General features: G+C 66.5%; 34 protein-coding genes and 1 pseudogene. 30 read left to right on the top strand and 5 right to left on the bottom strand.

Annotated elements, in window-relative coordinates; translation table 11 throughout:
- Positions 1-75 precede the first annotated feature (75 nt).
- The 22 genes from BN2503_RS09630 to BN2503_RS09525 all read left to right on the top strand — a co-directional run bounded on the left by BN2503_RS09630 (position 76) and on the right by BN2503_RS09525 (position 15180).
- A complete protein-coding gene (locus BN2503_RS09630) occupies positions 76-417 on the top strand; it encodes a hypothetical protein (protein ID WP_054256442.1) in 342 nt (113 codons plus the stop codon).
- Positions 398-745, top strand: coding sequence for a head-tail connector protein (locus BN2503_RS09625; protein WP_054256441.1), 348 nt, complete (start codon positions 398-400; stop codon positions 743-745). The genes BN2503_RS09630 and BN2503_RS09625 overlap by 20 nt, the downstream gene beginning before the upstream one ends.
- A gap of 1 nt (position 746) precedes the next feature.
- Positions 747-1088, top strand: coding sequence for a phage head closure protein (locus BN2503_RS09620; protein WP_054256440.1), 342 nt, complete (start codon positions 747-749; stop codon positions 1086-1088).
- Complete coding sequence (locus tag BN2503_RS09615) at positions 1081-1707, top strand: hypothetical protein (protein ID WP_054256439.1); 627 nt, start codon at positions 1081-1083, stop codon at positions 1705-1707. The genes BN2503_RS09620 and BN2503_RS09615 overlap by 8 nt, the downstream gene beginning before the upstream one ends.
- Positions 1704-2072, top strand: a complete 369-nt coding sequence (locus tag BN2503_RS09610) for a hypothetical protein (protein ID WP_054256438.1) — start codon at positions 1704-1706, stop codon at positions 2070-2072. The genes BN2503_RS09615 and BN2503_RS09610 overlap by 4 nt, the downstream gene beginning before the upstream one ends.
- 24 nt (positions 2073-2096) lie before the next feature.
- A complete protein-coding gene (locus tag BN2503_RS09605; RefSeq protein ID WP_054256437.1) occupies positions 2097-2306 on the top strand; it encodes a hypothetical protein in 210 nt (69 codons plus the stop codon).
- Complete coding sequence (locus tag BN2503_RS09600) at positions 2303-3232, top strand: phage tail tube protein (protein WP_054256436.1); 930 nt, start codon at positions 2303-2305, stop codon at positions 3230-3232. The genes BN2503_RS09605 and BN2503_RS09600 overlap by 4 nt, the downstream gene beginning before the upstream one ends.
- A gap of 83 nt (positions 3233-3315) precedes the next feature.
- Positions 3316-3636 carry a hypothetical protein gene (locus tag BN2503_RS09595; protein WP_054256435.1) on the top strand — a complete coding sequence of 107 codons (321 nt, stop codon included), beginning with the start codon at positions 3316-3318 and terminating at the stop codon, positions 3634-3636.
- 80 nt (positions 3637-3716) lie between these two features.
- Positions 3717-4043, top strand: a complete 327-nt coding sequence (locus BN2503_RS09590; RefSeq protein WP_054256434.1) for a DUF1799 domain-containing protein — start codon at positions 3717-3719, stop codon at positions 4041-4043.
- Between the two features lie 3 nt (positions 4044-4046).
- Positions 4047-8408, top strand: coding sequence for a hypothetical protein (locus BN2503_RS09585; protein ID WP_054256433.1), 4362 nt, complete (start codon positions 4047-4049; stop codon positions 8406-8408).
- A complete protein-coding gene (locus BN2503_RS09580; RefSeq protein WP_082366548.1) occupies positions 8405-9199 on the top strand; it encodes a collagen-like domain-containing protein in 795 nt (264 codons plus the stop codon). Before BN2503_RS09585 ends, BN2503_RS09580 begins: the two co-directional genes overlap by 4 nt.
- Positions 9200-9215: 16 nt before the next feature.
- A complete protein-coding gene (locus tag BN2503_RS09575; RefSeq protein ID WP_054256431.1) occupies positions 9216-10121 on the top strand; it encodes a hypothetical protein in 906 nt (301 codons plus the stop codon).
- Positions 10118-10813, top strand: a complete 696-nt coding sequence (locus tag BN2503_RS09570; RefSeq protein ID WP_054256430.1) for a hypothetical protein — start codon at positions 10118-10120, stop codon at positions 10811-10813. Before BN2503_RS09575 ends, BN2503_RS09570 begins: the two co-directional genes overlap by 4 nt.
- A 314-nt stretch (positions 10814-11127) precedes the next feature.
- Positions 11128-11589: a hypothetical protein gene (locus BN2503_RS09565; protein WP_139235424.1), complete on the top strand. Its 462-nt coding sequence runs from the start codon at positions 11128-11130 to the stop codon at positions 11587-11589.
- Positions 11586-11876, top strand: coding sequence for a hypothetical protein (locus tag BN2503_RS09560; protein ID WP_054256428.1), 291 nt, complete (start codon positions 11586-11588; stop codon positions 11874-11876). Before BN2503_RS09565 ends, BN2503_RS09560 begins: the two co-directional genes overlap by 4 nt.
- A 72-nt stretch (positions 11877-11948) precedes the next feature.
- Entirely contained in the window at positions 11949-12353 is a 405-nt protein-coding gene (locus tag BN2503_RS09555; protein WP_054256427.1) for a hypothetical protein, read from the top strand.
- Entirely contained in the window at positions 12350-12679 is a 330-nt protein-coding gene (locus tag BN2503_RS09550; RefSeq protein WP_054256426.1) for a hypothetical protein, read from the top strand. The genes BN2503_RS09555 and BN2503_RS09550 overlap by 4 nt, the downstream gene beginning before the upstream one ends.
- A gap of 2 nt (positions 12680-12681) precedes the next feature.
- Complete coding sequence (locus BN2503_RS09545; RefSeq protein ID WP_054256425.1) at positions 12682-13140, top strand: D-Ala-D-Ala carboxypeptidase family metallohydrolase; 459 nt, start codon at positions 12682-12684, stop codon at positions 13138-13140.
- On the top strand, positions 13140-13487 hold the full coding sequence (locus BN2503_RS09540; protein WP_054256424.1) for a hypothetical protein: 348 nt from the start codon (positions 13140-13142) through the stop codon (positions 13485-13487). Before BN2503_RS09545 ends, BN2503_RS09540 begins: the two co-directional genes overlap by 1 nt.
- Positions 13484-13771, top strand: coding sequence for a hypothetical protein (locus tag BN2503_RS09535; RefSeq protein WP_054256423.1), 288 nt, complete (start codon positions 13484-13486; stop codon positions 13769-13771). Before BN2503_RS09540 ends, BN2503_RS09535 begins: the two co-directional genes overlap by 4 nt.
- A gap of 207 nt (positions 13772-13978) precedes the next feature.
- Positions 13979-14611, top strand: coding sequence for a DUF6806 family protein (locus BN2503_RS09530; RefSeq protein WP_054256422.1), 633 nt, complete (start codon positions 13979-13981; stop codon positions 14609-14611).
- 11 nt (positions 14612-14622) lie between these two features.
- Entirely contained in the window at positions 14623-15180 is a 558-nt protein-coding gene (locus tag BN2503_RS09525) for a M48 metallopeptidase family protein (protein ID WP_054256421.1), read from the top strand.
- On the opposite strand, the gene murI is transcribed toward BN2503_RS09525, so the two are convergent.
- The 3 genes from murI to BN2503_RS09510 all read right to left on the bottom strand — a co-directional run bounded on the left by murI (position 15177) and on the right by BN2503_RS09510 (position 17824).
- Complete coding sequence (gene murI, locus BN2503_RS09520) at positions 15177-16046, bottom strand: glutamate racemase (protein ID WP_054256420.1); 870 nt, start codon at positions 16044-16046, stop codon at positions 15177-15179. The genes BN2503_RS09525 and murI overlap by 4 nt on opposite strands.
- A 144-nt stretch (positions 16047-16190) precedes the next feature.
- A complete protein-coding gene (locus BN2503_RS09515) occupies positions 16191-16859 on the bottom strand; it encodes a DUF5610 domain-containing protein (RefSeq protein WP_054256419.1) in 669 nt (222 codons plus the stop codon).
- Positions 16860-16933: 74 nt separating this feature from the next.
- Complete coding sequence (locus BN2503_RS09510) at positions 16934-17824, bottom strand: hypothetical protein (protein ID WP_054256418.1); 891 nt, start codon at positions 17822-17824, stop codon at positions 16934-16936.
- Between the two features lie 177 nt (positions 17825-18001).
- On the opposite strand from BN2503_RS09510, the gene aroQ reads away from it, so the two are divergent.
- The 5 genes from aroQ to BN2503_RS09485 all read left to right on the top strand — a co-directional run bounded on the left by aroQ (position 18002) and on the right by BN2503_RS09485 (position 21454).
- Positions 18002-18502: a type II 3-dehydroquinate dehydratase gene (gene aroQ / locus BN2503_RS09505; protein ID WP_175537952.1), complete on the top strand. Its 501-nt coding sequence runs from the start codon at positions 18002-18004 to the stop codon at positions 18500-18502.
- Between the two features lie 56 nt (positions 18503-18558).
- Positions 18559-19344 carry an alpha/beta fold hydrolase gene (locus tag BN2503_RS09500; RefSeq protein ID WP_082366551.1) on the top strand — a complete coding sequence of 262 codons (786 nt, stop codon included), beginning with the start codon at positions 18559-18561 and terminating at the stop codon, positions 19342-19344.
- Between the two features lie 28 nt (positions 19345-19372).
- Entirely contained in the window at positions 19373-19786 is a 414-nt protein-coding gene (arfB, locus tag BN2503_RS09495; protein WP_054256415.1) for an alternative ribosome rescue aminoacyl-tRNA hydrolase ArfB, read from the top strand.
- Positions 19787-19889: 103 nt separating this feature from the next.
- On the top strand, positions 19890-20744 hold the full coding sequence (locus BN2503_RS09490) for a DODA-type extradiol aromatic ring-opening family dioxygenase (RefSeq protein WP_054256414.1): 855 nt from the start codon (positions 19890-19892) through the stop codon (positions 20742-20744).
- Between the two features lie 47 nt (positions 20745-20791).
- Positions 20792-21454: an alpha/beta hydrolase gene (locus tag BN2503_RS09485; protein WP_054256413.1), complete on the top strand. Its 663-nt coding sequence runs from the start codon at positions 20792-20794 to the stop codon at positions 21452-21454.
- 149 nt (positions 21455-21603) lie between these two features.
- Here BN2503_RS09485 and bfr read toward each other — a convergent pair whose 3' ends face one another.
- Complete coding sequence (gene bfr, locus BN2503_RS09480) at positions 21604-22083, bottom strand: bacterioferritin (protein ID WP_054256464.1); 480 nt, start codon at positions 22081-22083, stop codon at positions 21604-21606.
- Positions 22084-22338: 255 nt separating this feature from the next.
- Here bfr and ahpC point away from each other — a divergent pair, with 255 nt between their 5' ends.
- Both ahpC and ahpF read left to right on the top strand, forming a co-directional pair.
- On the top strand, positions 22339-22914 hold the full coding sequence (gene ahpC, locus BN2503_RS09475; protein WP_054256412.1) for an alkyl hydroperoxide reductase subunit C: 576 nt from the start codon (positions 22339-22341) through the stop codon (positions 22912-22914).
- 117 nt (positions 22915-23031) lie between these two features.
- Complete coding sequence (gene ahpF, locus BN2503_RS09470; RefSeq protein WP_054256411.1) at positions 23032-24588, top strand: alkyl hydroperoxide reductase subunit F; 1557 nt, start codon at positions 23032-23034, stop codon at positions 24586-24588.
- A 120-nt stretch (positions 24589-24708) separates the two neighbouring features.
- Here ahpF and BN2503_RS09465 read toward each other — a convergent pair whose 3' ends face one another.
- On the bottom strand, positions 24709-25194 hold the full coding sequence (locus BN2503_RS09465; RefSeq protein ID WP_233495041.1) for a PACE efflux transporter: 486 nt from the start codon (positions 25192-25194) through the stop codon (positions 24709-24711).
- 72 nt (positions 25195-25266) lie between these two features.
- On the opposite strand from BN2503_RS09465, the pseudogene BN2503_RS09460 reads away from it, so the two are divergent.
- Positions 25267-26085: pseudogene (locus BN2503_RS09460) on the top strand (LysR family transcriptional regulator); the annotation flags it as partial.
- Between the last annotated feature and the right edge of the window lie 15 nt (positions 26086-26100).

The following is a 26100-nucleotide window of genomic DNA, read 5'->3' as shown; positions in this document are numbered from 1 at the left end:
AACGCACCGGCCAGCGCCCCACATTGCCCTCGGCAGCGTGGGGCGCTGCTCTTTCACCATTCAAGGAATCCGAATATGGTCAAAGCCATCGCACTCACGGCATTCGTGCACGGCGCGCTCAAGCTGCAGCGCGGCGACGAGGCCGATTTCTCCCCGCCCACATTCACGGCACTGGCGGCCCACGGCCTGGTGCGCGAAGCCACGGCGGAGCAGGCCCAGCCACCCGCCCAGCGCACCCAGCGCGCGACGCGCGCGCCTGCCAACAAGAAGGCGGCAGAGCCCGAGAACAAGGAGGGCAAGGCTCCGGACGTGGGCACGCAAGGCGCAGTTGACCTCAGTGCACCTGCCGAGCCCGACCCTGCCGCCGACCCCGCAACGCCTCCCGCAGGCCCTGGCGATGCCGCTGCTGTCGCTTGACGCTGCGCGCGAACACCTGCGCGCGCAGGGAGTCCCCGACGATGCCGATCTGCAGCTCAAAGTCAACGCTGCCGAGCTGCTGGCCCAGGAATACGCTGGGCGCCGCATCTACGAAACCCAGCAGGAGCTGGACGATGCAGTGGCTGCAGGCGCCGCGGGCGACACCCCGCCTATGGTGGTCAATGACCTGGTGCGCTCCGCCATGCTGCTCATCCTCGGGCACCTCTACGCCAACCGCGAAGACGTGATCACCGGCGCCATCGCCACCGACATACCGATAGGCTCGCGGGCACTGCTCGCGCCGTATCGCAAGGGCATGGGGGTTTGACATGCTGCAGGCAGGCAAGCTCACGCAACGCATCACCCTGCAGGCCCCCGTTGTGGCGAGGGGCAGGTCTGGCGGCCAGTCCAAAACCTGGACGGACGCGGCAACCGATGTGCCCGCAGCCGTGCGCAATCTCAGCGGCAACGAACGCCGGGCTTCATCCTCAGCAGGCGGCGAGGTCGCCCAGGCGCGCGCGGAGTTCACCCTCCGCTGGCGCCCTGGCATCACGGCGCAGATGCGTGTGCTCTATGGCGGCGCCATCTACAACATCGTGCACGTCAACGACTTCATGGCGCGGCGTGAATTCCTCATCCTCACCTGCGACACGGGGCTCAACGATGGCTAAAACCGAAATCCTCGGCATCGGCGACATGCGCGCTGGCTTCGAGCGTGTACGCGACGACATGCGCAAGCGCACCAGTCGGCGCATGCTGGTGGCAGCCGGTGGCGTGCTCAAGGGCAAGGCCAAGGTGATTGCCCTGGCCAACGGCTCGCGGCGCACCGGGGCGATGATCAAAAACATCGCCATCAAGCGCGAGACCAGCGCCCCCGCAGGTACCGAGCAGTACCACCTGGGTGTGCGCCACGGCCGCAACCTCACGGCCAAGGCCAAGAAGTCAGGCGCCCACCTGGCCGTCAGCAAGAAAGGGCGCATCGTCAAGCGCTACGAGGACGACCCGTATTACTGGCGGTGGGTGGAGCTGGGCCACAAGGTCGTGGGCCGGGCCACTGGCGAAACAGGACAGCAAGAACTGACATACACCCGCAAGGGGCGCAGCGGCAAGCTCATCACCTATAAGCGCAAGCGCTCGGCGGACTCGCTGCGTGCCCGCCAAGCGCGGGCCTCGGGGTCGGTCGCGGCCAAGCCCTTCATCGCCCCCGCGCTGGAGCAGGGCAGGGGCGAAGCCCTCAAGGCCATGGAGTCCAAGCTGCAGCAAGACCTGGAAAAGGCAGGCAAGGCATGAGCGACACGATCCACCAGACCCTGAGCACCGCGCTCTGCGCAGTGCTGCCCAACTCCTGGGCTATCGAGCTACCCCCCGCGCCCGTCTACCCCGCCGTCGTGTTCGACGTGGACAGCGAGCCCGAGGCGCAGTGGTGCATGGGCGGCGGCTACACCCAGCACGACGTCAATGTCGTCGTCGTCGCCCGTGACCTGGACGAACTCGACGCGCTGCTGCCCCTGGCTGGCGGCGGCCCGCTGCGTGCCGCGCTGGAGGCCTTGCCCGCCTACCAGTGGGAAGAGGCCGCAGGCGATGCCGACTACGAGCCCGACCCCGAGCTGTACGCCCGCTTTCTCAGCGTGCGTCTGCGCACCCCGCGCTACTAACTTCTCAACCCCCGAAAGGCCACCATGCCCAAGACCCCCCCTGAAAAGGCGGGCGGTGTGCACACGCCTGCACAAACCGCCCCCGCCAGCAAGAAGCCGCCGCACCACGAGCCCACCGCCCCGCGCCCGCGCGATAAGCACACCGGCCTGGGCGGCTCCTACGTGCGCGACCCCGTCACCGGCGAACGCCGCCGCGCCACCCCTGACACCGATCCCAAGGAGCCCACGCCATGAAGTCCATGAAGAAAATGCTGCTGCTCGCCAAGATCGAAGGCACCAGCGGCACCGACGCCCTCCCCACCGCAGGCGCCAACGCCATCCTGTGCCGCGCCCTCGCGCCCGAGCCCATCACGGCCGAGCAGGTCGCGCGCGACCTCATCCGCCCCTACAAGGGCAACAGCGGCAAGCTGGCCGTTGGAGTGCACCGCAAACTTACCTGCGAGGTCGAATTCGCAGGCAGCGGCGCGGCAGGCACCGCCCCTCCCTGGGGGCCGCTGCTGCAGGCCTGCGGCTTCGCCGAGACCATCACCGCAGGCGTCGATGTTGTCTACGAACCCGTCAGCGGGGGCGAGCCCACCCTGACCCTGTACGGTTACCTCGACGGCATCCTGTTCAAGCTCACCGGCTGCAAGGGCAACGTCACCTTCACGCTCAACGCCAAGGCCATCCCCGTGATGCAGTTCGAGTTCCTGGGTGCCTACTCCACGCCCACCGACACGCAGCTGCCCCCGGGCGTGGACTACAGCGCCTTCATGCAGCCCAAGCCCGTGGGCAAGGTCAACACGCCCACCTTCACCTTCCATGGCGTCACGGCCTGCACGTCGGCGTTCAGCATCGCCTGGGGCAACACCCTGGCCTGGCGCGAACTCATCAACTGCGCCGGTGCGCGCAGCCCTGACCGCCAGCCCACCGGCAACGTCACCATGGAGCTGCCCAGCATCGCCACCAAGAACTGGGCCGAGGTCGTGCGCGAGGGCACCACTGGCGCCATGAGCCTGGTGCACGGCGTGGACGTGGGCAACATCATCGAGCTGTCTGCACCCAAGATCCAGTGCAACCCCTTCACCCTGCAGGACGACCAGGGCATCGCCATGGTGGCCATGCCGTTTGACATCAACCCCGACCAGGGCGACGACGAGCTGCGCATCATCGTTCGCTAACCGCGCACCCCTTGCGCGCCCCAAGGCCCACCCCCAGCGGTGGGCCTTTTTGTTTCTTGCTTCACCCGTACCGGAGTTTTTCCATGTTCATCCTCGCCCCCACCGAAACCTTCAAGGCCAAGGTCACAGTCAACGTCGCCACCCAGTCGGGCGGCTGGCGCGAAGAGTCGTTCGTCGGCATCTTCCGCCGCACCTACGAAGCCGACCGCAAGCGCCTGCTGGAACTCTCCAACGTCGATTTGCTGCGCGAAGTCCTCACCGGCTGGGAAATGGTCGATGAAGAGCGCAAGCCCGTCGAGTTCACCCCGCAGAACTTCGAGGCCTTCCTGCAGCTCTCCGGCGCCGTGCGCGACGCCATGGCCGTCTACTGGAAGCACAACGTAGGCGCCAAGGAAAAAAACTGATCGCGGCGGCGCGCTGGTGGGCCGGTGAGCGCGCCGAGGATCTCGGCCGCTTCGCCCCCGACGAAAGCATCCTGCAAGCCATGCAGGCCTACGGCGCGCCGCAGGCCGACATCGACCGCGTGGCCGAGCAGATTGCGCGCGCCGCCAAACCCCAGGCGGGCGACCGCTTTCCCGTCCACGCCGACAACGAGCGCACCGTCGCCGCCTTCCTGGCCCTGCGCACCCAGTGGCAGTACGCCGGGCTGGCAGGCCAGCGCACCGGCCTGAACTACGCCAGCGTGCTGTCCTGGCTACGCGAACGCATCCGCATCCCACGCCAGCGCCGCCAGGTGCTGGCAGGCATTGAAACCATGGAAAAAGCCGTGCTCGCCTACGACGCAGAGCAGCGGCAAAAAGAAGGGGAGTAACCGATGTCCGCACTGGGTTCTCTCATCGTCAAGCTGGGCCTGGAGTACGCCGAGTACACCAGCGGCCTCAGCAAGACCGAACAGGCCGCCCTGGCTACAGCCAAGAAGGTGCAAGACACCTTTGACGGCCTGCAGCAGAAAGTCGCCACCACAGTGGGCGCCATCGCGGGTGGCCTAGCTGCTGGCTTTGCCGTCAGCGCATTCAAAAACCTGCTGGCCGGGGTGATCGAAACCGGCGCCCGCCTGGACGATCTGCGCATGCAGACCGGCGAAACCGTCGAGGCGCTCAGTGCCTTGCTGGCGGTGGGCAAGTACAACGACGTGGGCGCCGACCAGCTCGGCGCCATGATGCAAAAGCTCTCCAGCAACCTGGCCGGTGCCACCGAGGAAAGCAAGGGCGCGTCCAAGGCGCTGCAGGCCCTGGGCATCGACATGGAGGCGTTTCGCCGCCAGTCGCCTGCCGAGCAGTTCCAGGAGATTGCCCGCAAGCTGGCCGACTTCGAGGACGGCGCAGGCAAGAGCGCCGTGGCCATTGCGCTGCTGGGCAAGGAGGGGGCCAACGCGCTGCCGTTCTTTAATGATCTGGCCTCTGTGGGGGAGCTGCAGGCCAAGGTGACGGAGGGGCAGGCTGCAGCCGCCGCCAACCTCGATGACAACCTTGTGCGCTTGTCCACCACGGGCGATGCCTGGAAAAAAGAGCTGGTCACTGGCATGGTGCCAGCGCTTGATGATGCCGCACAGGCATTGCTTGACGTGACCAACGGCACGGGCGGAATCCGGGATGAGGTGCGCAAGCTGGTCGCTGACGGCTCTATCCGCGAGTGGACCAGCAGCGCCATTGAGGGCCTCAGCTATGTGATGGACGTTGGCGCAGGGGTGGTGCGCACGTTCCAGACCGTTGGCAAATTCCTGGGGGCGACCGCTGCCGCCATGTCTGCATGGTCAAGCGGCGACATGCAGGCGGTGGCTCAGATCCGTGCAGAGCTGGTGTCTGACCTTGACCAGATGTGGACTTCGGAGAGCAACGGACAGCGTTTTCGTGCTCGCCTGGAGGAAGTATCGAAGGCGAAGGATGAATCCTTGCGCTCCTATGCCGCGCAGGTGCAGCAAACACTTGCGGCCTATGCGGGTTATGACGAATCAATCCAGCGGGCGGCCATGAAGTCGCTGAAAGAGGCCTACTTCGGCGAAGAAAAGAAGAGCCTCGACGGTTTCACCAACGTCGTCGAAAAAGCAGGCAAGGCAGCCGCCGCCGCCAAGAACCCCGTTGATGCCCTGATCGAGAGCATCGACAAGCGTGCCGCACACCTTGCCCTGGAGCTGGCGGCCGAAGAGAAGCTCACCGAGGGCGAAAAAGCCGCCATCGACGTGCTGGAGCAGCTGCGCAGCGGCAAGGTCAAAGTGACCGAGGCCGAGTCCGCCCTGATCGGCGAGCGCCTCAAGTCCATGCTGGAGCAGGAAAAGGCCGTCAAGCGCATGGCCGAAGAAAAGCAGGCACTGGAGGCCCTGCGCGTCGAGCGCGTCAAGGTCGTGCAGGGTATGGAGCAATCCGCCGCCGCCGTCCTGCAGTCCAACGAGGAGCTAGAGCGCGAGATCGAGCTGATCGGCCTCACGCAGGCGCAGCAGGCCGACGTCCTGCGCGCCCGCAACGAAGCCATCATCCTCACCAAGGAAGCCACCCTGGCCGAGCTGGAGCGGCGCGACGCCATCACCGGCACCATGAGCCGCGAGCAAATCGCGCTGGCGCAGGAGATCGACGGCCTCAAGCGCCGCAACGAACTGCTGGGCAAGAAGCAGGCGCGCGAAGAAGAGTTCACCGCCTGGCAGTCCATGTGGCAGAGCATCGACCAGACCGCGCACGACGTGTTCGTCAACGTCTTCGAGGACGGCGCGGGCACTTTCAAGCGCCTGGGCCAAACGCTCAAGGCCGCCGTGCTCGACCTGCTGTACCAAATGACCATCAAGCGCTGGATCATCAGCATCGGCGCCTCGGTCTTCGGCGCAGGCACCGCAGCGGCCGCCAGTGCGGGGGGCGGTGCGCTCTCCACCATGGGCAGCGCGGGCGGCATCCTCAGCGGCGTGGGCGCCATCGGCGGCGCGTTCGCGGGCGGCATGGGCTGGCTCACGGGCGCTACTACCCTGGGCGGCGCCCTGAGTGCTGGCGGCTCGCTCATCGCAGCGGGCGGCGCTGGTGTGCTGCCAGGAATGGGCATGATTGGCGGTGCCCTGGCGCCCATCGCACTTGGCCTGGTCGCGCTGTACTCGCTGTACAGCAGCCTTGACCGCAGCGGCACCCCCCACTGGGGCGCGGCGGCTGAATACGACGGCACCACCCTCACCGGGGGCAACGACGTGTTCCGGCGCTCCGGCACCGCAGGCACGTACAGCGCACAGGCCCAGGCGGGCGTTGACGCCGTGGCCAAGGGCGTTGGCGACACGCTCAACGGCCTGGCCAGGGCCTTCGGCCAGGACGGCGGCTACAACGTCATGACCGCGTACAGCGACGACAGCTCCGACGATCCGGGCTTTGGCTCGCTGCGCATCACGCGCGCAGGCGAGAAGGTGCGCGACTGGGAAGACGACCGCACCAGCAAGTGGGCGCCCGGCATCTTCGCTGACGGAGAGGAGGGCTGGAAGCTCTACCTCTCGGCCATTGCGAAGGACACACGCCAGGCCCTGCTGGACATGGACATTCCCGGCTGGGCAGAAAAAATGCTCACCGGCCTGGGCGACTCGGTGACCATGGAGCAGCTCGCGGCCACCGTGCAGCAGATCGGCGCCATCAACAACGCGTTCGACCTCCTGGGTCAGCAGTTCGACTGGTTTGCCACCATGACCGACGACGCACGCGCCGCGCTCATGGACTTTAGCGGCGGCATCGACGCCCTGGTGGCAAACGCAGCGACGTACTACCAGAACTTCTACTCGCCCGAGGAACAGCGCGCCACCGTGCAGCGCCAGCTCTCCGAGGCCCTGGGCCAGCTCGACCTGCTGCTGCCCGACATCGATGCCAGCGACGCCCGCGCCCAGTGGCGCGCCCTGGTCGAAGCCCAGGACACGAGCACCGAGGCCGGGCAGCGCGCCCGTGCCATGCTGCTGCAGCTCTCGGGTGCGTTCGCCAGCATCACCAATGCCAGCGAAGCCGCCACCGAGGCCGCCAAGGCCGACGCCAACGCCCGCCGCGCCGCCACCGACGCCGCACTGCAGGCGCTGGAGCGCGCAGTGGCAGCCGAGCGCACCGCCATCCAGGCCCGCGTCACAGCGGCGCAGGAGCGCGTGGCGCAAGAGCGCGCCATCGTCGAGCTGACCCAGGGCCACGTGCGCGAGCTGCGCGGCCAGGTGGACACCACGGCCGCCATGGCCGTGGCCCAGGCCAAGCGCTTCATTGACGACGCCGTGGGCGCCGCAGGCAACAGCGGCTACTTGCCCGACCAGGCCGAGCTGTCGCGCGCCATCGACACCATGCGCGGCGGCATGGGCCAGGAGTCCTACTCCTCACGCCTGGCGTGGGAGGAGGCCCAGCTCAAGCTGGCGCTGCAGCTCGAAACCCTGGGCGAATCCGCCAAAGATCAGCTCACCACCGATGAGCAGACCCTGGCGGCGGCCGAGGAGCAATTGCGCTACCTCGACGACCTGCTGACCGCCGCCCGCGTGGAGATCGACGCCATACGCGGCACCACCAAGGCCGTGGAGAGCGTGACGACTGCCATCGACGCCTTGCGCGAAGCCATCCTCGAAGAAAAAAGGAAGGAAGAAGAAGCCAAGAAGCCGGGCAGTGGTGGCAGCAGTGGCGGCGGCGGGTTTGCCATCGGCGGATCTGGCCCCGGCGACGGGGGAGGGGGCGGTGGGATATACGTCCCGCCCACAAAGTCCGAGGCGATTCGGTCGCAGTTTCGTGGCTACGACCCGCAGAGCACCGAAGACCTCCTCAAGGCGTACAACGCGAGCCTCTACTTTGACTGGACGACCAAGGACATCGCGGACGCTTATGGCGTCGGCGAGGAGGACATGCGGGCCCTGTTCGAGGAGCACGGCATCCCGGCCTTCGCGCGCGGCGGCACCCACGCGGGCGGCCTGCGCCTGGTGGGCGAAGAAGGCCCCGAGCTGGAGGTAACGGGCGCAGCCCGCATCTACAGCGCAGGCCAGACGCGCGACATGCTCTCGCAGCTTGCGGGCGGCGGGTCAAGCGCAGAGATGGCCCGCGCCGTCGAGCGCCTGGCGCTGGCCGTGGAAAGCCAGGGCTCCCGCCTTGGCGACATCGGTCAGCACACGCGCGACACCGCCGACGTGCTCATGCGCGTGACGCGTGGGGGGCAGGCAATGCAGAACGCGAACGCCTCGAAGACTTTGGAGCTGCGTGTATGACGACGTTCTTGGATTTGCGACCACTGCCCGGCCCGATCCTGCCCACGGATTTGATTCTGGTAATCCGCCCGGATCGGGACTACTGCGCTCCCGCCAGTGCGTTCGCTGGGCCTGCGGGCCCGCAAGGCCCCCAGGGGGTGGCTGGCCCCAAGGGCGACGCGGGCGCGCCAGGGGCACAAGGCATCCAGGGCCCTGCGGGCGCCAAGGGCGACACCGGCGCCCAGGGCATCCAGGGGCCGCAAGGCGCCAAGGGGGAGACCGGCGCAACCGGCGCCCAGGGCCCGGCAGGCCCGACCGGGCCGCAGGGCGCACAAGGCCCCGCAGGCGCGAAAGGTGACACGGGCGCGCAGGGCATCCAGGGCCCTGCAGGCCCTGCGGGGCCGCAAGGTCCTGCCGGGCCCCAGGGCGCCCAGGGCGTGCCCGGCACATCGGGCACGCCCTCGGTGGCCTTCGCGCGCGACCTGGCACGGGCGCGTTACCTGCGCGAGACCCATGGCGGCGTGCTGCAGCTCGGCGCGACGTACAGCGTGTGGACGGGCGGCGGCGCAATCGTGATGTACCTGCCCAAGCGCGCCGACGTGCAACTGGGCGACCGCATCGAGTTCCTGAACCTGAACATGACGTGGCCCAGCTCCGGGACCTTCACCGTCGCGCGGCAGGAGACGGGCACCTGGATCTGCGGCCCCAAGGGCATGTTTGACAGCGACCTCGTTTGCAACAGGCCCCTTCCGGGCTTCGCGCTGCAGGTCGCTTGGAAGGACGGCTCCAACATTTGGTGGAACCTGGCTTGAGAAAGGAGGAAGAGTCGTGATCGTTATCCCACCCCACGCCCTGGCGCCTGCGCACCTGCTGGCGTGCAGCATCCCCGAGGTTGACGCCAGCACCGGCGAAAAGCCCTGGGAAGCACGCGTATGGGCCGAGGGCGAGATCCTCGCCGTGCCCGAAACGCAACTGCGCTACAAGTGCCTGGCGCCCACGCAGCAGCCGCCCTCGGTGTACCCGCAGTACTGGCAGTTGCTGGGCCACACCAACCGCTGGGAAATGTTCCGCCACCTGAGCAACGCGGCCAGCGTAACGGCCTCGCCGCTCACCTTCACGTTGGCGCCCATGCGGCGCTTCAATGCGTTCTTCCTGCGCGGCGTCGATGCGCACCACGTCACCGTCGTCATCACGGTCAACGGCGCCGAGGTGCGGCGCGTGGAAAAAAGCCTGATCGCGCGGCGCTCGCGCACGTGGTCGGACTACTACTTCGGCGGCCAGTACACCGAACCCTCGGTGGTGCTGCACGACCTGCCGCCGTACTCCGGCGCGCAGATCACCGTCACGCTCACGCGCGCCGGTGGCCCGGTGCGCGTGGAACAGGCCGCCGTGGGCATGAGCACCTGGCTGGGCCATGCGGCCTGGACGCCGCGCAACGACGCGCTCAACTTCTCGAACATGGACCGCGACCGCTGGGGCGGCATCACGCTGGACCCCATCAAGAGCGCGCCCACCCTGCGCGTGCGCGTCGTGATGCCCAAGGACAACGCCGTGAAGTACCTGCGCGTGCGCCAGCAGCTCGACGCCGTGCCCGCGCTGTGGGCCGCACTCGATGGCGACACCTCGGACGGCTACGCCGAGCCCTTGTCCGTGTTCGGCATTTACCGGCGCATGCCGCTCGACCCCTCCAACGTGCATGAGGCCACTGGAGATATTGAACTGGAGAGCCTATGACGATTATTGTCCCCGTGCCGATTGCGCCACTGCCTGTTGCGCCGTACATCGGAGACCCTGAATTCGACGCGCACGCCGACGCGCACGTCGCGGCGCTCACGCCGCACCGCGAGCAGGTGAATGCGATTTCCGAGGCGACTTATCAAAACGCCCTTGATGCGCGTGATAGCGCTACCAGTGCGAATGAGGCAGCCAGTGCCGCAGCAGCCATCGAAGCGCAAACGGCCATTCTCGCCTCGACGGCCGCCCAAGCCGTGGGGGCGCAAATGTGGCAACCGCACCCCATGTTTTACGGCAGTGGCGCCGTGGTCTGGTCTCCGAGTAATGGGCAGGTGTACCGGGCCAGGAATGTGAATAGCGGTGTTGATCCGGCTGACGATTTGGCGCAGGAATTCTGGTGGCTGATCGGTGCAGCACTGTCCCCCCCTATTGTTTTCGTGACGGCGGATACCGTGGCCAGGCCGGGTATGCATTACGTATTCCTTGCGCCAGCCACGCTCTTTCTGCCGTTTCCTGGGGGCCTGCGCGACACCGTATTAATCACGGACTTGTCCATGTCCTCGGAGGCGATTGTCGATCCTGGAGATGGAAAGATTCGCGGCCAGTCCGGGCCAATGCGGCTCAACGTGCCGCGCCTGAAATTTCAACTGGTCAATTCTGGAAACTCTGGCAATGGAAAAGGATGGATATAAACCATGCCACTTGCATCTCAAATACTCGGTGTTGGCGGTATTAAGGCGATACAGCGGGGTATTGCATCAATTACCACAACCGGCGGAACCACGCTGCCAATAACGCCCGTAGACCCGAATTTCACTGAATTGCGATTGCTTGGCGGGGTGGAGGGTAGTATCAATAGCAATCCCGCTCCCATCGGATACATCTCTTTAACCAATGGAGGTAGTTCAATATTTTTTAAAACTAGCGGATCACCAACATATCCAACAGTCATTTCCTGGGAGCTTACGGAATATTACCCATCGTGATCAACTCCGAAGAAATAAAAATGCAAACGATCCAAGAAAAATCCCCTGTAATCTATTACGCGCATCTGGACGTGGCAGATACGGTAATTGCCGTTGCGCAATCCCCCTCGCGTATCGACGGCCCTCAGTTGGTGGAGGTCGACAGCCTGCGCGAGGAGCTGCTCGGCCAGCGCTATGACCGCGAGGCGAGCGCTGCAGCAGGCCAGCCGGTATTCGTCCATGCGCCGGTTGCGCCTGCCGCAGCGCCGCGCCACATCAGCGTGGGTGCATTTTTTGACCGCTTTGGCCCGGCGAAGTGGGGCATCCTGGCCGATGCCACGCCCACCGTGGCGGCCGTGGTCAAGGATGCGAGCGTGCGCAAGTACATCGACCTCGACAGCCCGGATCTGCCCGCAGGCATCGCACTGCTGCAGCAAGCGGGCCACGAGGTGGACGTGCAGGCCATCATCACCGCGCCCGTGCAAGAGGGCGAGCGGCCATGACCGGCTCCCGCCTGGCGCTGCTCGCGCTGCTGCCCGTGCTGGCCCTGGCGCCGCTGGTGGCGCTGGCGCGCTACCTGTGGTCGATCCTGGCCAACCCCGGCAAGGCCTGGCGCATCGCTGTGGGCTTTGACCAACTGGTCAACGTGGCCGCCAACGGACATGAGGACGAAACCATCTCCAGCCGCGCCGCCCGCGCACGCGACGGCGGCCGCCGCTGGGGGTGCCTGCTGTGCAGGCTGCTCGATGCGCTCGACCCCGGGCATTGCGACAAATCCCGGGGCACATAGCCATGCCGCCCCCGCACTCCTCCACCAGCCCGCCCGACCAGCGGGTTTTTTTTTGTTCTGAAGGGGGGGCCAATGCCTGAGCCCACATCCACCGCCGCAGGCGTGGCCACGCTCGCCGTGGGCGCCACGGCCACCACGGCGCTCTCGGCCTTTGGCGTGCCACTGGGCCTGCGGGCTGACCTGCTCATCGCAGGCTTCGCGGGCTCGCTCGTGGCCATCATCCTGCTCAACAGCGTGCCCGCCACGGGCGACACCTGGCAGCAGCTGGTGCGCACTACGCTGCGGCGCATGGCCGTTGCCTTTGCATCCAGCCTCACGGCGGGCTACCTCACGCCCCTGGCGCTGCTTCTGGCCTCGGTGCCCGAGTCGCTGCTGCTGGGTGGCGCATTCGCCGTGGGCGGCGGCGCCCAGCAGGTGCTCATGGCCGCCATCCGCCGCGTCTCCGGCGTACCGCAAACAGGGGAGGGCATGCCATGACCACGCTGCAAACCATCCACGTGCTCGCGGGCCTGGTCGTACTGGCCGAGGCTCTCAACAAGCTGGAGCGCACCGCGCCGTGCCGCCCCGGCCTGGGCCTGCGCGAGCGCGTCACCGAGTGGCTCAAGGCCCTGGCCTGGCTGCTGCTCGCCCTTGGCGGCGCGGGTGCCCTGGTGGCCCCCCTGTGGCGCTACCTGCCCATGCCCCCCAGCACCACAGAGCTGCTCGCGCTGCTCATGCCGCTGCAAGGCCCCACCGTGCAGGACGTGTGCCTGGCCCTGGGCTTTGTCGTTCTCATCGTCCGCACCCGCGTCAAAGAGGGATAGCCATGCAACTCACCGAACACTTCACCCTGGCCGAACTGGTGGCCAGCGCCAAGGCCCGCGAGCTGGGCATCGACAACACGCCCACGCCCGAGGCCGTTGCCCGCCTGCGCGCCACCGCCGAGGTGCTGGAGCGCATCCGCGCCACCCTGGGCGGCGTGCCCGTCACCGTCACCAGCGGCTACCGCTGCCGCGCGCTCAACGCGGCCGTGGGCGGCGTCACGTCCAGCGACCACACCACCGGCCAGGCCGCCGACATCGTGGCACCCGGCTACGGCACGCCCCTGCAGATTGCCCGCGCGCTGGCGCCCAAGGTCTCGGTGCTTGGCATCGGCCAGCTCATCTACGAGCGCATCGGCAAAAAGGCCTGGGTGCACGTCAGCACACGCGTGCCCGCGTCGCAGTCCAACCGCGTCATCACCATCACCGACAAAGGCACGGTGCTGGGCATTCAGGGGACGTAATGGCAGCGCGAACCTTGACCTACGCCCTGGTGGCCAGCCTCGCGGCCAACGCCGCGCTGGGCTGGAGCTGGCTGGGCCAGCGCGACGCGGCCACGGCCGCGCGACTGCAACGCGACCAGGCGCTCAGCGATGCATCCGCGTGCAGCGACGCCGTCGAGGATCTGCGCGAGCAGGCCAACAAGCGCGCCCAGGCCGCAGCGCCCGCGCGCCGGGCAGCAGCCAGCGCCGCCCAAGACCTCGCCGCCAGGGCCGACCACACCCTGCGCCAGGCCCCCAGCAACCCGGCCGACACGTGCGCCAGCATGCAGGCCCTGGGCGACAAGTGGCTGCAGGGGAGGGCGCAATGACCGTGGCCATCAAAACACATGCGCGCCTGCGGCTTGTGCCGCTGCTTGCCATCGCCCTGCTGGGCGCGGGCTGCGCTGGCGCCCCCGTGTACACGCGTGTGCATGTGCCCGTCCCGGTAGCCTGCACCGAGCCCGTGCCAGACCGCCCGGCCATGCCCACCGAAGCCCTGGCGCCAGGCGTTGCGCCGTGGACGCTGCTGCAGTCCGCCCTGGCCGAGATCGACCGGCGCGAGGGCTACGAGCTGCAGCTGCGTGCTGCGCTGGTGGCTTGCACGGCGCCGTGAGCGCCTGGCGGAATTTCCAACAAAGCAAGGTGGGTAACACTGTGGCAAGCAGTACGTAGGTGTGTGGGGGCGCCTTCCTGCAGTGCGTGCGAGAATCGATGCCATCGCGGGATAAAAAATCCCCGCAACTTGCCCCCAATTTTTCCGGAAAAGCTCCATTTCATGCGGGTTTCCGACCCCGGCTCGGGGCACCATCCAGATTCGAACATGTCAAGTTACAACGCTCCCTTTGAAATCCATGTGCACGGCCAAGTGCCGCTGCGTCCGGGCACGCGCTTCGAGCAGCTGCAAGAAGCGCTTAAGCCACTGTGGAAATACGCGGGTGCGCGTTCCTTGGCCGATGGCGCGGCCAGCGCTTATGAGGAAGAGCCCGGGATCGAATACGACGGCAAGGCCAATCTGCTGCGCATGTGCTGGACCGTCGTGGGCGACGAGGACTTTCGCCAGTCGCTGGATGAGATGTGCATGAGTCTCAATGAGCTGGCTGAAGCGGGCGCAGCCATCGAAGTGACCTTCTATGACGTGGAGTTCGACGAGGACGAAGCGCCGGAAGACGCCGAATCGCGCGACGACTTCCTGATGCTCTTCGTCGGGCCAACGCCTGCGGCGATCATGCAAGTACAGCGCGACCTTTTGGTCCAAGACGTGGTCAACCTGATGGAGCGCCATTTCGACGGCTCCGAACTGGGTGGCGTCGTGGCCGAGATCGATCGGCTGTTCAGCCAGCGCTTCGATGCGCTCGTCAGTTCGCTCGAGATCGGCAAGCCGCCGCGCGGCGGCGGTGGCGCGCCGGGCCATGGCGGTGGCAGCGGTGGCCGCCGGCCACGGCACTTGCACTGAGTGCGGCGGCCATGACGGGCCGCGTAGCGCAGGCGGGCGCGGCGGTGGGCGCACCGCTGCCTTACCTGCAAGCCTATCCCCTGACTCTGCAGCGGCAGGTGCAGGCCTTGCTGGCACGCCAAGGAACCGGCGCCTGGCTACTGCAAAAGTACCCCCAGGCCCATGCTGTGCGCACCGACAAGGCGCTCTACCAATATGCCGCTGGACTGCGGGCCCGGCACCTGCGCAATGCCGATGCGGTCAACAAGGTGTTGTTTGACAGCAAGATCCATATCGTGCGCCATGCGCTGGGACTGCACACCAGCCGCAGCCAGGTCCAAGGAGGGCGCCTGGCCGCGCGCCACGAGATTCGCATCGCCGCGCTTTTCAAGCAGGTACCCGAGGCGTTCTTGCGCATGATCGTGGTCCATGAATTGGCCCATTTGCGCGAGCGTGAGCACAACAAAGCGTTTTACCAGCTGTGCGAGCACATGGCGCCCGACTACCACCAAGTTGAGTTTGACGTACGCCTGTACCTGACGCACCTGGAGCACCAGGGCGAGCCGTTGTGGGGTGCCGCCAGCACTTAGGCGTGAGCGGGCGCGGGCACTTCTGCGGCACTGCAGCAGTTTGCGGGTAGCTGCAGCCAGCGTGCGGCAGCAGTGCGCAGCAGCGCCAGGTCGCCCGTGGTCAGCAGGTGCAGCGCCGCATCGCTGGTCAGCGATGGGTCCTGGCTTGCCAGCAAGCCGGCGCCTTGCAGCAGGCGCCGAGTCTGGCGTGCCACGGGTTGGCCGGTTTCGATCAGCTGGACGCCAGGGCCTACCAGGGTGCGCAGTACCTCTTGCGCGAAGATGTAGTGTGTGCAGCCCAGTACCAGGGTGTCGATGCAGCCGTTGGCGTTGCCAAACGGGCCCATGGCCTGGAGGTAGCGTGCGCACAGCGCCTGCACCTCGGCGCTGGCACTGTTCGCGTCTCCGCCCAGGGCCGCGCGTTCGATCGCGTAGGCCAGTCCGTCGCACGGCTGCACGACCCACTGCACCGACCCGGGCAGCGAAGCCTGCAGGCGCGCGAACCGTGCGCTGGAGAGCGTGCCACGGGTGCCGATGACGCCAATATGGCCCGTCCGGGTGGCAGCTACGGCGGGCTTTAGCGCAGGCTCCACGCCCACGAGTGGCAGGGTGGGGTGCTCGGCGCGTACCTGATCGATGGCGGCAGCCGTGGCGGTGTTGCAGGCCACCACCAGGGCTTTGATGCCGTGCACGTTGCGCAGGTAGGCGGTGATGGCCTGGGTGCGCGCCGCCACGAAAGCGTCGCCGCGCTCACCGTAAGGGGCGTAGCCGTTGTCTGCCAGGTAGACGAAGCGCTCTTGCGGCAGCTCGGCACGCAGCGCTTGCAGCACGCTCAGCCCGCCCACGCCACTATCGAACACACCAATGGGGGAGGAAGCTGACGGCATGGCTTGGAGGCTGGGCAAGAAGAGGGGTGATGGGGATTGTAGGGAACCTCCACCAGCCCTGCGCATGCTCTTCTTTTAATAGCTTCTAGCGCTTGCTGAGTGGGCGCTGGGAGCCATTTTCATCAAAACCGGCTTAAAGCCTGGTCACGATGCCGTGGCTGCAGCCGCTTGGGGGGCGGCCTGCGGGGGCAGGGTGGCACTCGCATCCTCCGCAGGGGCTTGTGTTTCATCCTTGGGCTGGAGCGCGGCCAGCTTGGTGGCCAGGAAATCGTCAAAGCCCTTTTGCACCAAGTCGAAGGTCTTCTGAATGCCCGCTGCCACGTCGCTGCCTTCGTCGAGCACGCCCAGCCCCTTGAGGATGTCGCTCGCCTCGCCATAGCCCTTCTCGAAGCCACCGCGCACCAGATCGACAAAGTCGCGCAGCACGGTCTCGGCGTCCTTGTCGGGGTAGCGCGCGGCGTAGGCGTCGAAAAAGCCTGTGGCCGCCGCCAAGATGCGCCCGGCAGTGGCCTCGGCGCTGTTGTCCTGCTGCAGGGCTGCCTGCAGCGCGTCAGGTCCGAACTCGGGCGCGAGCAGTTCGTTGATGCGGTCAATGGCCGTGCGGTAGAGCAAGGCCATGGAGTCGTCGCCCGCCTTGATGGATACGTCCATCGAAGCCTGCAGGATCTGCGTGTTGAGCTGGGTGCGCTGCCCCTCCGGCGTGTTGGCGGTGGCTTTGCGCGCTTCATCCAGGGGCGTGGCCTGCGCCGCAGCTGCGTTACCGGCCTGGGCTTGGGCGGGTTGCGTGGCGTTCAGTGTGGGTGCAGATACCATGGCTTGACTCCTCTTAATCGGTGGATTTGTGTCGTTTTATCGGCACTTTTCTCGCGATCTTGAGGTGGTGCCGTTCAGCCCTGCTCGGCCAGCAGATCTTGCAGCGCCTTGACCTGCTGGCGTAGGCGCTCGTTCTCGGCTTCCAGTTCGGTCACGCGCTGGCGCAGCTCCTCGGCCGAGGCGGGCGGCGCGGTGCTTTCGTCCGGTGCCGTGGCACTGGGCGAGGCCTCGCTCTTGGGTTTCTTTTTGGCGTCACGCACGCGGCGGGCGGCCTGTTTGAGTTCCTGCGCACCTCCGGCGGCCACGGTTTTCTGTTCCTCCACAGGTAGCGTAGCCACAACGGCTGCGGCGTTGAGTGACAGCTCGCCCGACTTCACGGCGGCCACCACCTCGGGCGCGGCGTTCTGGTGGATGGTCTCGATCATCTTCACCTGGCTGGCCGTGAGGCGTGCGGCGCGCGCCAGGGCTTCGCGCGTGTCCAGCGCATCGTCGGGCACCTTGGGCACGCTGGCCAGCGCCTGGGCCACCACGGGGTCGGTGTCACCTTCCCAGGGGGCCTGGGCGTCGGGCGCCTGGGAGGCCTCCGCGCGCGCGGCCACCACGGCAGCGGCCGCCGCCGCGCGGCGGCTGGCGATGATCTCGCGCTTGCGCAGTGCCAGCACACCGCGCTGGAACTCTGACACGCTGCGCCGTCCCAGGTGCTGGTCGATCATCCACAGGTGCACGTCCTCCATGTTATGAAAGCGCGTGTTTTGTACCGTCTGGAAGGGCAGGCCGTGCTGGGTGCAGATGCGATAGCGGTTGTGCCCGTCCACCAGGATGTTGCCCCACAGCACCAGCGCGTCGCGACAGCCTTCTGCCAGGATGCTGCGCTCGAGTGCTTCATTTTCTTCAGGGGTCAGGGGGTCGATGTAGGCCAGCAGTTCGGGCAGAACGGTGATGTCGGGCGGGGTGGTCGTGGTCATGGGGGGCGTGAAAAAGCGAAAAGGCCCCTGCGGGCCTTGGTGCTATGGAGAAAGAAGCGGGCAGCGCGTGCCCATGCCCAATTTTAGATGGGATGGTCTGTAGCGTATTGGCTCGCTCCGTGAAAGGACCGCATGGCGCTGTGCCAATGGCGTGTGGCGGGCCACCGACCTCTGCGCATGGAACCCAGGCATCGCATAATTTCGAGGTTTTGTGCATGCCCGGAGCGCTCTCTCGTGAAAAATGTTTCTGTTCTCAACGGCCCTAACCTGAACCTGCTGGGCACGCGCGAGCCCGCTGTGTACGGGGCGCACACGCTGGCCGACGTCGAGGCCCTGTGCCTGCAGGCCTGTGCGCGCCACGGGCTGGTGCTGCAGTTTCGCCAGAGCAACCACGAGGGCGATTTGGTCGACTGGCTGCATGAGGCCGGCCGCCTGCATGCCCAGGGTGAGCTGGCGGGCGTGGTGCTTAACGCCGGTGCCTACACGCACACCAGCGTGGCGCTGCTCGACGCCATCAAGGGCACGGGCGTGCCGTTGATTGAACTGCACATCAGCAACGTGCATGCACGCGAGGCCTTTCGCCACCATTCCTATATCTCTGCCGTCGCCCGCGCCGTGATCTGCGGCTTGGGTGTGGCTGGCTATGGCCTGGCGATCGACGCCATTGCCCAGTGGTAACGCTGCCTGCGGACGTGGCGCGTCTGCAGGCGCAGGCGCGGCGCCTCACGACGCCCATGGCGACGGGCGAAATCGTCTGGCACGCCTGGGGCGTGCCGCGCGCTGGCGTGGCGCCGCTGGTGCTGTTGCATGGCGGAAGCGGTAGCTGGACGCACTGGCTGCGCAATATCGACACGCTGCTGGCCGAGGGCCGCGAGCTGTGGGTGCCTGATTTGCCGGGGTTTGGCGATTCGGCCCCGCCGCCTGGCGGGCACGATGCCGACGCCATGGTCGCTCCTCTGCATGCCGGGCTGCAGTCCCTGCTGGGCGCCCAGCCGTGCGATTTGGTGGGTTTTTCGTTCGGCGGCATGGTAGCTGGCCTGCTGGCGGCTGCATACCCCGAGGCGGTGCAGCGCCTGGTGCTGGTGGGCGCGCCGGCCATGGGCGTGGTGCCCGAGCGCCAGTTCACGCTCAAGGGCTGGCGCCACCTGTCCACGCAGGAAGAGCAGCTGCAGGCGCACCGCTACAACCTGGCGGCGCTCATGCTGTCAGACCCTGCCCACATCGACGATGCCACGCTGGCACTGCACATCCACAACGTGGCGCGTGACCGCCTGCCGCGTCGGCGCCTGGCGCACACCGACATCCTGGCGCGTTCGCTGCCGCAGGTGCGCTGTCCGGTGCATGCCATCTACGGCGCCAGCGATGCGCTGTACAAGCGTTGGATCAGCGCGCTGGAGGGGGCTTTTCGTGCCACGGGTGCGCCGTTTGTGGGCATGGCGCTGGTGCCGGGCTGTGGCCATTGGGTGCAGTATGAGCAGCCCGGTGCTTTCCATGCAGCGCTGCGCGAGGCGTTGCGCTGACGTAAATACGGCCTGAGAGGAGCCAGACATGGGTTCACAGCCTCCCTTGCAGGTGCTGGCGCATGAGGTGCAAATCACCGCCATGCGCGCTCAGGGCGCCGGCGGACAGAACGTGAACAAGGTGTCGAGCGCTGTGCACCTGCGCTTCGACATTACGGCGTCGTCGCTGCCACTGGCGGTGCAGCAGCGCTTGCTGGCCCTGCGCGATGGGCGCATTACCCAAGACGGCGTGCTCATCATCAAGGCCCAGCAGTACCGCACCCAGGAGCTGAACCGGGCCGATGCCTGGGCCCGCCTGCTGGCCCTGGTCAACAGCGTGGCCACACCGCCGCGCGCGCGCCGTGCCACGCGGCCCACCCTGGCGTCACAACAGCGACGGCGCGAGAGCAAACGCTTGCGTGGTGCCGTGAAAGTGTTGCGTGGGCAGGTCGAATCGGACTAAAAAAGCGTGTGATTGCTGCGTTTTGCGCAATGCTCAATCCCGCCGCGGTGGCTTGGTGCGGGGCGGATGGAGGCCTACAGTCATGGCTCCAAGGAGTTTCGCCATGTCTGCCGTCTTGCCCGTTACCGTTCCCGCTGCCACTGCGTCCGCCACCTCTGCATCGCCACCACTGCCGGCGCTGTTTGTCTCGCATGGGGCGCCGCTGTTTGCCATCGAGGCCGGGGAGACGGGGCCTGCACTCACCCACTGGGGGCAGGCGCTGCGTGCGCGCTTTCCGGACCTGCGTGGCGTGGTCATCCTGTCGCCGCACTGGATGGCACCTTCCATCGAGGTTATGGAAGGTTCCGCGCCAGCGACCTGGCATGACTTTGGCGGCTTCCCGCCTGCGCTGTACGCTTTGCGCTACCCGGCACCTGGCGCGCCCGCATTGGCCGGGGAGGTGCTAGCCGAGCTGCGCGCGGCGGGGCTGGAGGCGCGGGGCAACGCGCAACGCCCATTCGACCATGGCGCGTGGGTGCCGCTCATGCACCTTTTTCCTGCGGCCGATGTGCCTGTGGTGCAGGTGGCGTTGCCCGTTGCCGCCGGGCCAGCGCAGGCCTATGCCATGGGCGCTGCGTTGCGGGGATTGCGCGCCCAGGGGGTGCTGGTAGCGGGTTCGGGCAGCATGACGCACAACCTGTACGAGTTCGGCGGCGGCGAGCAAGCGCCTGCGCCGTATGTGCAAGCATTCAGCCGCTGGGTGGAAGACGCCATCCAGCGGCAGGACCTGCCCGCGCTACTGGACTACCGTCGCCAGGCCCCGCATGCACAGCGTGCCCACCCGACGGAGGAGCATTTCCTGCCGCTGTTCTTCGCTTTGGGCGCGGCAGGCGAGGCCTGGCAGGCCGACTACCTGAGCCGCGAGGTGATGTATGGCATGCTTGCCATGGACAGCTTCACGCTTGACGCTGCCGTTTGACGTGGCGTGCCGGCGCCGCCGCCGCCGCTTTACCAGGAGCCTCCACCATGCTGGACTTGCCATTCACCTTCCAGCACCGTCCCGCAAATCCGGCGGTGCGCCATCCCTGGCTGCTCGTGCTGATGCACGGCGTGGGCAGCAACGAGCACGACCTGTATGGCCTGGCGCCGCAGATTCCCGAGGCGTTCCACATGCTCAGCCTGCGCGCGCCGTTCCGCATGGGGCCGGGCGCATTCGCATGGTTTGATTTCTCCATCGAGCCCAACGGGGAACGCACCATCAACGAAGCGCAGGAGGCGCAAAGCCGCGCCTTGCTGGCGCAGGCCTTGCCCTCGGCTGCCAGCCAATTGGGCGTTGCACCTGAGCATGTGGTGGTGGGCGGCTTCAGCCAGGGCGGCATCATGGCGCTTTCGCTGCTGCTCTCGCGCCCCGAGCTGATGCGCGCCGCCGTGGTGTGGCACAGCCGGTTGCTGCCGCAGATCGTGCCCCTCATTGCCGCACCCGATGCCTTCCATGGCAAGCACCTGTGGGTCAGCCATGGCACGCACGACAACGTGATCCCCCTGGCTGCGGCGCAGTCCATCCGCCGCCAGGTGCAAGCGCTGCCGCTGCACTTGGCGTACGAGGAGTTCGCCAGCGCCCATGAAATCCGCCCGGCCGAACTGGCCCACACGGTGGCTTGGCTGCAGGGGCTGTACGGCGCCGTGTAAGGCTGTCGCTTCGCACCCACCTGGGCGGGCGGGCCGTGCGAGGCCACGCGGTCAAGCTGCTGCAGGCGGCAGGGAACCCGGGGCAGGCAGCCTGCGCGGGCGCAAAAAAGCGGGCCGTGGCCCGCAGAAAACATGTGCGCGTGGGGCGCTCAGTCGCCGGCTTCGCCCATCTGCGACTGGAGGTAGTTCTGCAGGCCGACCTTTTCCAGCAGGTCGATCTGGGTTTCGAGGAAGTCGATGTGCTCCTCCGTGTCCTCGAGGATTTCCTGCAGCAGGTCGCGCGAGACGTAGTCGCGCACCGCTTCGCAGTGGGCAATGCCTTCCTTGAGGGTGGCTTGCGCGCCTTGCTCGGCACGCAGGTCACAGGCCAGGATCTCGGGCACATCCTCGCCGATCTGCAGCTTGCCCAGATCCTGCAGATTAGGCAGGCCGTCGAGCATGAAGATGCGGTCCATCAGCGCGTCGGCGTGCTTCATCTCGCCGATGGATTCCTGGTATTCCTTCTTGGCCAGCTTGTCGAAGCCCCAGTGCTTGAGCATGCGGTAGTGCACGAAGTACTGGTTGATGGCCGTCAGCTCGTTCTTGAGCTGGGCTTGCAGGTGGGTGATTGCCTTTGCATCGCCTTGCATCGTGGGGCTCCTGGTGTCGGTGGTGTGAATGGCGGGATTGTCATGGCACATCCAGGGCAGGGCAAGGCGGTGGCGTGCAAGGCCCTGCTTTGCTGGTGGGGCTGATAGTCAACCTGACACGTATTCGTATCTGTTGGGGGAATTTTGATAGTCGATAGCAATTGGTATCATCGAATAGATTGATTGGATTGATTGTTGTGATGGGGATAGACTTCATCCCTGTCATCACTCGACTCCAACCGAAAGGAAACTGCAATGTCCCTGATCAATACGCAAGTGCAACCGTTCAAGACCACCGCTTTCGTGAACCGCAACGGCAAGGGTGAGTTCATCGAAGTGACCGAGCAGAGCCTGAAGGGCAAGTGGTCCGTGCTGATCTTCATGCCGGCTGCCTTCACCTTCAACTGCCCCACCGAGATCGAAGACGCCGCCGAGCACTACGCCGAGTTCCAGAAGGCTGGCGCCGAGGTGTACATCGTCACGACCGACACGCACTTCTCGCACAAGGTGTGGCACGAAACCTCCGACGCCGTGGGCAAGGCCAAGTTCCCCCTGGTCGGCGACCCGACGCACCAACTGACCAACGCCTTCGGCGTGCACATCCCTGAAGAAGGCCTGGCACTGCGCGGCACCTTCGTGATCAACCCCGATGGCGTGATCAAGACCCTGGAAATCCATTCCAACGAAATTGCCCGTGACGTGTCGGAAACCCTGCGCAAGCTCAAGGCAGCCCAGTTCACGGCAGCGCATCCTGACCAGGTGTGCCCCGCCAAGTGGAAGGAAGGCGCCAAGACCCTGACGCCTTCGCTGGACCTGGTGGGCAAGATCTAAGCCTCGGCTCTCTCGCTTCCCATCCTCTGAGCCGGACAGACGCAAAGCCCTCGGGCCTTGCCGTCCGGCTTTTTGCTTTTTCATACCCGCTCGATTTCAAGACTGCAAAGGACCGCCATGCTCGACGACCAACTCAAATCCCAACTCGCCACCTACCTGGGGCGCGTGACGCAACCGTTCGAGCTGGTGGCATCGCTGGACGACAGCGAAACGGCGACGCAGATGCGCGAGCTGCTGACCACCATCCAGGGCCTGCGCAGCGACAAGATTGCCTTGCGCCTGGACGGCCAGGACGCGCGCAAGCCCTCGTTCTCCCTGCAGCGCGTGGGCAGCCAGCAGTCGCTGCGCTTTGCCGGCCTGCCCCTGGGGCACGAGTTCGCCTCGCTGGTGCTGGCGCTGCTGTGGACCGGCGGCCACCCGCCGAAGGTGGAGCAGGACCTGATCGAGCAGGTGCAAGCGCTCGACGGCGACTTCAACTTCGAGGTCTACATGAGCCTGACCTGCCACAACTGCCCTGACGTGGTGCAGGCGCTGTCGCTCATGGCCGTGCTCAACCCCAAGGTCAAGACCACCGTGATTGAAGGCGGCGCTTTCCAGCAGGAAGTGACCGAGCGCGAGATCATGGCCGTGCCCATGGTCTACCTCAATGGCCAAGTGTTTGGCGCGGGTCGCATGGAACTGGCCGAGATCGTCGCCAAGCTCGACACCGGCGCCGCTGCGCGTGAGGCCGCCAAGCTCTCGGCCAAGGACGCGTTCGACGTGCTGGTCATCGGCGGCGGCCCGGCCGGCGCGGCCGCGGCGGTGTACGCCGCACGCAAGGGCATCCGCACCGGTGTGGCGGCCGAGCGTTTTGGTGGCCAGGTGAACGACACGCTGGACATTGAGAACTACATCTCCATCCCCCGCACCGAAGGCCCGCAGTTCGCCGCCGCGCTGGAGCGCCATGTGCGCGAGTACGAGGTGGACGTGATGAACCTGCAGCGCGCCAAGGCGCTCAAGCCCGCAGCCACGGCGGGCGGCCTGATTGAAGTGGAAATGGACAACGGCGCCGTGCTCAAGGCCAAGAGCGTCATCCTCTCCACGGGTGCGCGCTGGCGCAACATGAACGTGCCCGGCGAAGAGCAGTACCGCACCAAGGGCGTGGCCTACTGCCCGCATTGCGACGGCCCGCTGTACAAGGGCAAGCGCGTCGCCGTGATTGGCGGCGGTAACTCCGGCATCGAGGCCGCCATCGACCTGGCTGGCGTGGTTGCCCATGTCACCGTGTTCGAGTTCATGCCCCAGCTCAAGGCCGATGCTGTGCTGCAGAAGAAGCTGGCGACCCTGCCCAACGTGGATGTGGTGCTGAACGCCCAAACCACCGAGGTGCTGGGCGACGGCAGCAAGGTCAACGGTCTGGCTTACAAGGACCGCGAGAGCGGCGAAGTCAAGCAGATCGCGCTGGAAGGCATCTTCGTGCAGATTGGCCTGTTGCCCAACACCGACTGGCTCAAGGGCACGGTCGAGCTTTCAAAGTTCGGCGAAATCGTCATCGACGCCAAGGGCCAAACCAGCGTGCCGGGCGTGTTCGCTGCCGGCGACTGCACCACGGTGCCGTACAAGCAGATCATCATCGCCGCAGGCGCGGGCGCCACGGCAGCGCTCTCGGCGTTTGACCACATCATCCGCCACTGAGGTCGTCAAAAACCATAGCTGCTAGCGCGCACCAGTCTTTGTTTTGCATTTGTTTTTATGCGCAAACAAAGACCTGGCAAGCGCTAGCAGCTATTGAAAATGAAGCGGTAAACCTGCTCGTCAGCCCTGCTGTGCCGATAGCGGCAGGCCAAACACCGTGTCGAACACCCAGTTGAAGACGAAGGTGTAGCAGAGGAAGAAGACCACAAGCCCCAGGTCCATGACCAGCGCCTGCCACAGCGTCACCTGGAACCACCAGGCAAACAGCGGCACCAGGATGAACACCAGCCCCCCTTCGAAGCCGATGGCGTGCGCGATACGGCGGCGCACGCTGCGCCCCTTCACGCTCTGGCGCGCCTCCCAGCGCTCGAAAGCCCAGTTGAAGACGATGTTCCAGACGATGGCGATGGCCGAGGCCGCCACGGCCACCACCCCCGAGTGGCCTGCGCTCTGCCCCGCCACCAGGGCCAGCCCGGCGGTGGCAGCGGCGATGGCGATGAGTTCGTACAGCGCCACGTAGATGACGCGGCGGCGGCGCCCGCGCAGGTAGAACCACAGCGGGGCAGGGGCAGAAATGGGCGCGGAGGCAACGGTCTTGACAGTCATGGGGCGCACTTTATGTGCATTCGACTGATATATAAATTCAGCTTGTTTCAGAAAAGTTGATAAATCGCCGCCATGGCCTTCACTTCCGATAGCGTGCAGGTGTTTCTTGCCGTGCTCGACCACGGTTCGTTCTCGGCGGCGGCGCGGGCCTTGCAGCGCGTGCCCTCGGCCGTGAGCATGACCATTGCGCACCTGGAGGCCGAGCTGGATGTGCAACTGTTCGACCGCCGCAGCCGCGAACCCCGGCCTACCGCCGCCGCACGCGCACTGGAGCCGCAGGCGCGCCAACTGGCATGGCAACTGCACCAGCTCAACACCCAGGCGCTGGCGCTCACCCAGGGGCTGGAAGAGCGACTGACCGTGGCCATTGCCCCGGAGCTGCTCGGCGCACCCTGGACTGCCGCACTGGCTACCCTGGCACTCGAATACCCGCTTTTGCAGGTGGAAGTGCTGGCCGCCCCGCAGGCCGACGCCGTGGCCATGCTGCACGCCGGGCGCGCGCAGCTGGCGCTGGTGTTCGAGCGCCCCAGCATCGACGGCCGCGAAGGTTTTGAGGAAGTGGGCAGCGAAGTGCTGATTGCCGTCATCGCACCGCACCACCCGCTGCTGGCGCAAACCTCCGCGCCGCTGCTGGGCGAGGAGCATCTCACCACCACGCGCCAGATCGTCGTTGCCAGCCGCGACGGCACGCAGACCGACCCACGCTTCGTCTTTGCCCGCCACCACTGGCGCACCGACAACCACCTGGCTGCGCTCGGGCTGATCGAGGCTGGCCTGGGCTGGGGCTGGCAGCCTCGCGCCCTGGCCGAGCCCCGCATCCAGGCCGGTACCCTGGCCGAAATGCACTTCGCCAACCTGAGCAACGGCGTCTCGTTGTGGGTGGATGTGGTGTGATCCAAGGAGCGC

The sequence above is a fragment of the Paenacidovorax caeni genome, assembly GCF_001298675.1.
Taxonomy (GTDB): domain Bacteria; phylum Pseudomonadota; class Gammaproteobacteria; order Burkholderiales; family Burkholderiaceae_C; genus Paenacidovorax; species Paenacidovorax caeni.
The sequence above is the reverse complement of the archived record's forward strand: the minus strand, read 5'-3'. Positions and strand labels throughout refer to the sequence as shown.

What these genes read in the sequence shown, in the direction of transcription:
- BN2503_RS09630 (WP_054256442.1), top strand. Translation starts at nt 76, where the DNA reads ATGGTCAAAGCCATCGCACTCACGGCATTCGTGCACGGCGCGCTCAAG.
- BN2503_RS09625 (WP_054256441.1), top strand. Translation starts at nt 398, where the DNA reads ATGCCGCTGCTGTCGCTTGACGCTGCGCGCGAACACCTGCGCGCGCAG.
- BN2503_RS09620 (WP_054256440.1), top strand. Translation starts at nt 747, where the DNA reads ATGCTGCAGGCAGGCAAGCTCACGCAACGCATCACCCTGCAGGCCCCC.
- BN2503_RS09615 (WP_054256439.1), top strand. Translation starts at nt 1,081, where the DNA reads ATGGCTAAAACCGAAATCCTCGGCATCGGCGACATGCGCGCTGGCTTC.
- BN2503_RS09610 (WP_054256438.1), top strand. Translation starts at nt 1,704, where the DNA reads ATGAGCGACACGATCCACCAGACCCTGAGCACCGCGCTCTGCGCAGTG.
- BN2503_RS09605 (WP_054256437.1), top strand. Translation starts at nt 2,097, where the DNA reads ATGCCCAAGACCCCCCCTGAAAAGGCGGGCGGTGTGCACACGCCTGCA.
- BN2503_RS09600 (WP_054256436.1), top strand. Translation starts at nt 2,303, where the DNA reads ATGAAGTCCATGAAGAAAATGCTGCTGCTCGCCAAGATCGAAGGCACC.
- BN2503_RS09595 (WP_054256435.1), top strand. Translation starts at nt 3,316, where the DNA reads ATGTTCATCCTCGCCCCCACCGAAACCTTCAAGGCCAAGGTCACAGTC.
- BN2503_RS09590 (WP_054256434.1), top strand. Translation starts at nt 3,717, where the DNA reads ATGCAGGCCTACGGCGCGCCGCAGGCCGACATCGACCGCGTGGCCGAG.
- BN2503_RS09585 (WP_054256433.1), top strand. Translation starts at nt 4,047, where the DNA reads ATGTCCGCACTGGGTTCTCTCATCGTCAAGCTGGGCCTGGAGTACGCC.
- BN2503_RS09580 (WP_082366548.1), top strand. Translation starts at nt 8,405, where the DNA reads ATGACGACGTTCTTGGATTTGCGACCACTGCCCGGCCCGATCCTGCCC.
- BN2503_RS09570 (WP_054256430.1), top strand. Translation starts at nt 10,118, where the DNA reads ATGACGATTATTGTCCCCGTGCCGATTGCGCCACTGCCTGTTGCGCCG.
- BN2503_RS09565 (WP_139235424.1), top strand. Translation starts at nt 11,128, where the DNA reads ATGCAAACGATCCAAGAAAAATCCCCTGTAATCTATTACGCGCATCTG.
- BN2503_RS09560 (WP_054256428.1), top strand. Translation starts at nt 11,586, where the DNA reads ATGACCGGCTCCCGCCTGGCGCTGCTCGCGCTGCTGCCCGTGCTGGCC.
- BN2503_RS09555 (WP_054256427.1), top strand. Translation starts at nt 11,949, where the DNA reads ATGCCTGAGCCCACATCCACCGCCGCAGGCGTGGCCACGCTCGCCGTG.
- BN2503_RS09550 (WP_054256426.1), top strand. Translation starts at nt 12,350, where the DNA reads ATGACCACGCTGCAAACCATCCACGTGCTCGCGGGCCTGGTCGTACTG.
- BN2503_RS09545 (WP_054256425.1), top strand. Translation starts at nt 12,682, where the DNA reads ATGCAACTCACCGAACACTTCACCCTGGCCGAACTGGTGGCCAGCGCC.
- BN2503_RS09540 (WP_054256424.1), top strand. Translation starts at nt 13,140, where the DNA reads ATGGCAGCGCGAACCTTGACCTACGCCCTGGTGGCCAGCCTCGCGGCC.
- BN2503_RS09535 (WP_054256423.1), top strand. Translation starts at nt 13,484, where the DNA reads ATGACCGTGGCCATCAAAACACATGCGCGCCTGCGGCTTGTGCCGCTG.
- BN2503_RS09530 (WP_054256422.1), top strand. Translation starts at nt 13,979, where the DNA reads ATGTCAAGTTACAACGCTCCCTTTGAAATCCATGTGCACGGCCAAGTG.
- BN2503_RS09525 (WP_054256421.1), top strand. Translation starts at nt 14,623, where the DNA reads ATGACGGGCCGCGTAGCGCAGGCGGGCGCGGCGGTGGGCGCACCGCTG.
- murI (WP_054256420.1), bottom strand. Translation starts at nt 16,046, where the DNA reads ATGCCGTCAGCTTCCTCCCCCATTGGTGTGTTCGATAGTGGCGTGGGC.
- BN2503_RS09515 (WP_054256419.1), bottom strand. Translation starts at nt 16,859, where the DNA reads ATGGTATCTGCACCCACACTGAACGCCACGCAACCCGCCCAAGCCCAG.
- BN2503_RS09510 (WP_054256418.1), bottom strand. Translation starts at nt 17,824, where the DNA reads ATGACCACGACCACCCCGCCCGACATCACCGTTCTGCCCGAACTGCTG.
- aroQ (WP_175537952.1), top strand. Translation starts at nt 18,002, where the DNA reads ATGGAACCCAGGCATCGCATAATTTCGAGGTTTTGTGCATGCCCGGAG.
- BN2503_RS09500 (WP_082366551.1), top strand. Translation starts at nt 18,559, where the DNA reads ATGGCGACGGGCGAAATCGTCTGGCACGCCTGGGGCGTGCCGCGCGCT.
- arfB (WP_054256415.1), top strand. Translation starts at nt 19,373, where the DNA reads ATGGGTTCACAGCCTCCCTTGCAGGTGCTGGCGCATGAGGTGCAAATC.
- BN2503_RS09490 (WP_054256414.1), top strand. Translation starts at nt 19,890, where the DNA reads ATGTCTGCCGTCTTGCCCGTTACCGTTCCCGCTGCCACTGCGTCCGCC.
- BN2503_RS09485 (WP_054256413.1), top strand. Translation starts at nt 20,792, where the DNA reads ATGCTGGACTTGCCATTCACCTTCCAGCACCGTCCCGCAAATCCGGCG.
- bfr (WP_054256464.1), bottom strand. Translation starts at nt 22,083, where the DNA reads ATGCAAGGCGATGCAAAGGCAATCACCCACCTGCAAGCCCAGCTCAAG.
- ahpC (WP_054256412.1), top strand. Translation starts at nt 22,339, where the DNA reads ATGTCCCTGATCAATACGCAAGTGCAACCGTTCAAGACCACCGCTTTC.
- ahpF (WP_054256411.1), top strand. Translation starts at nt 23,032, where the DNA reads ATGCTCGACGACCAACTCAAATCCCAACTCGCCACCTACCTGGGGCGC.
- BN2503_RS09465 (WP_233495041.1), bottom strand. Translation starts at nt 25,194, where the DNA reads ATGACTGTCAAGACCGTTGCCTCCGCGCCCATTTCTGCCCCTGCCCCG.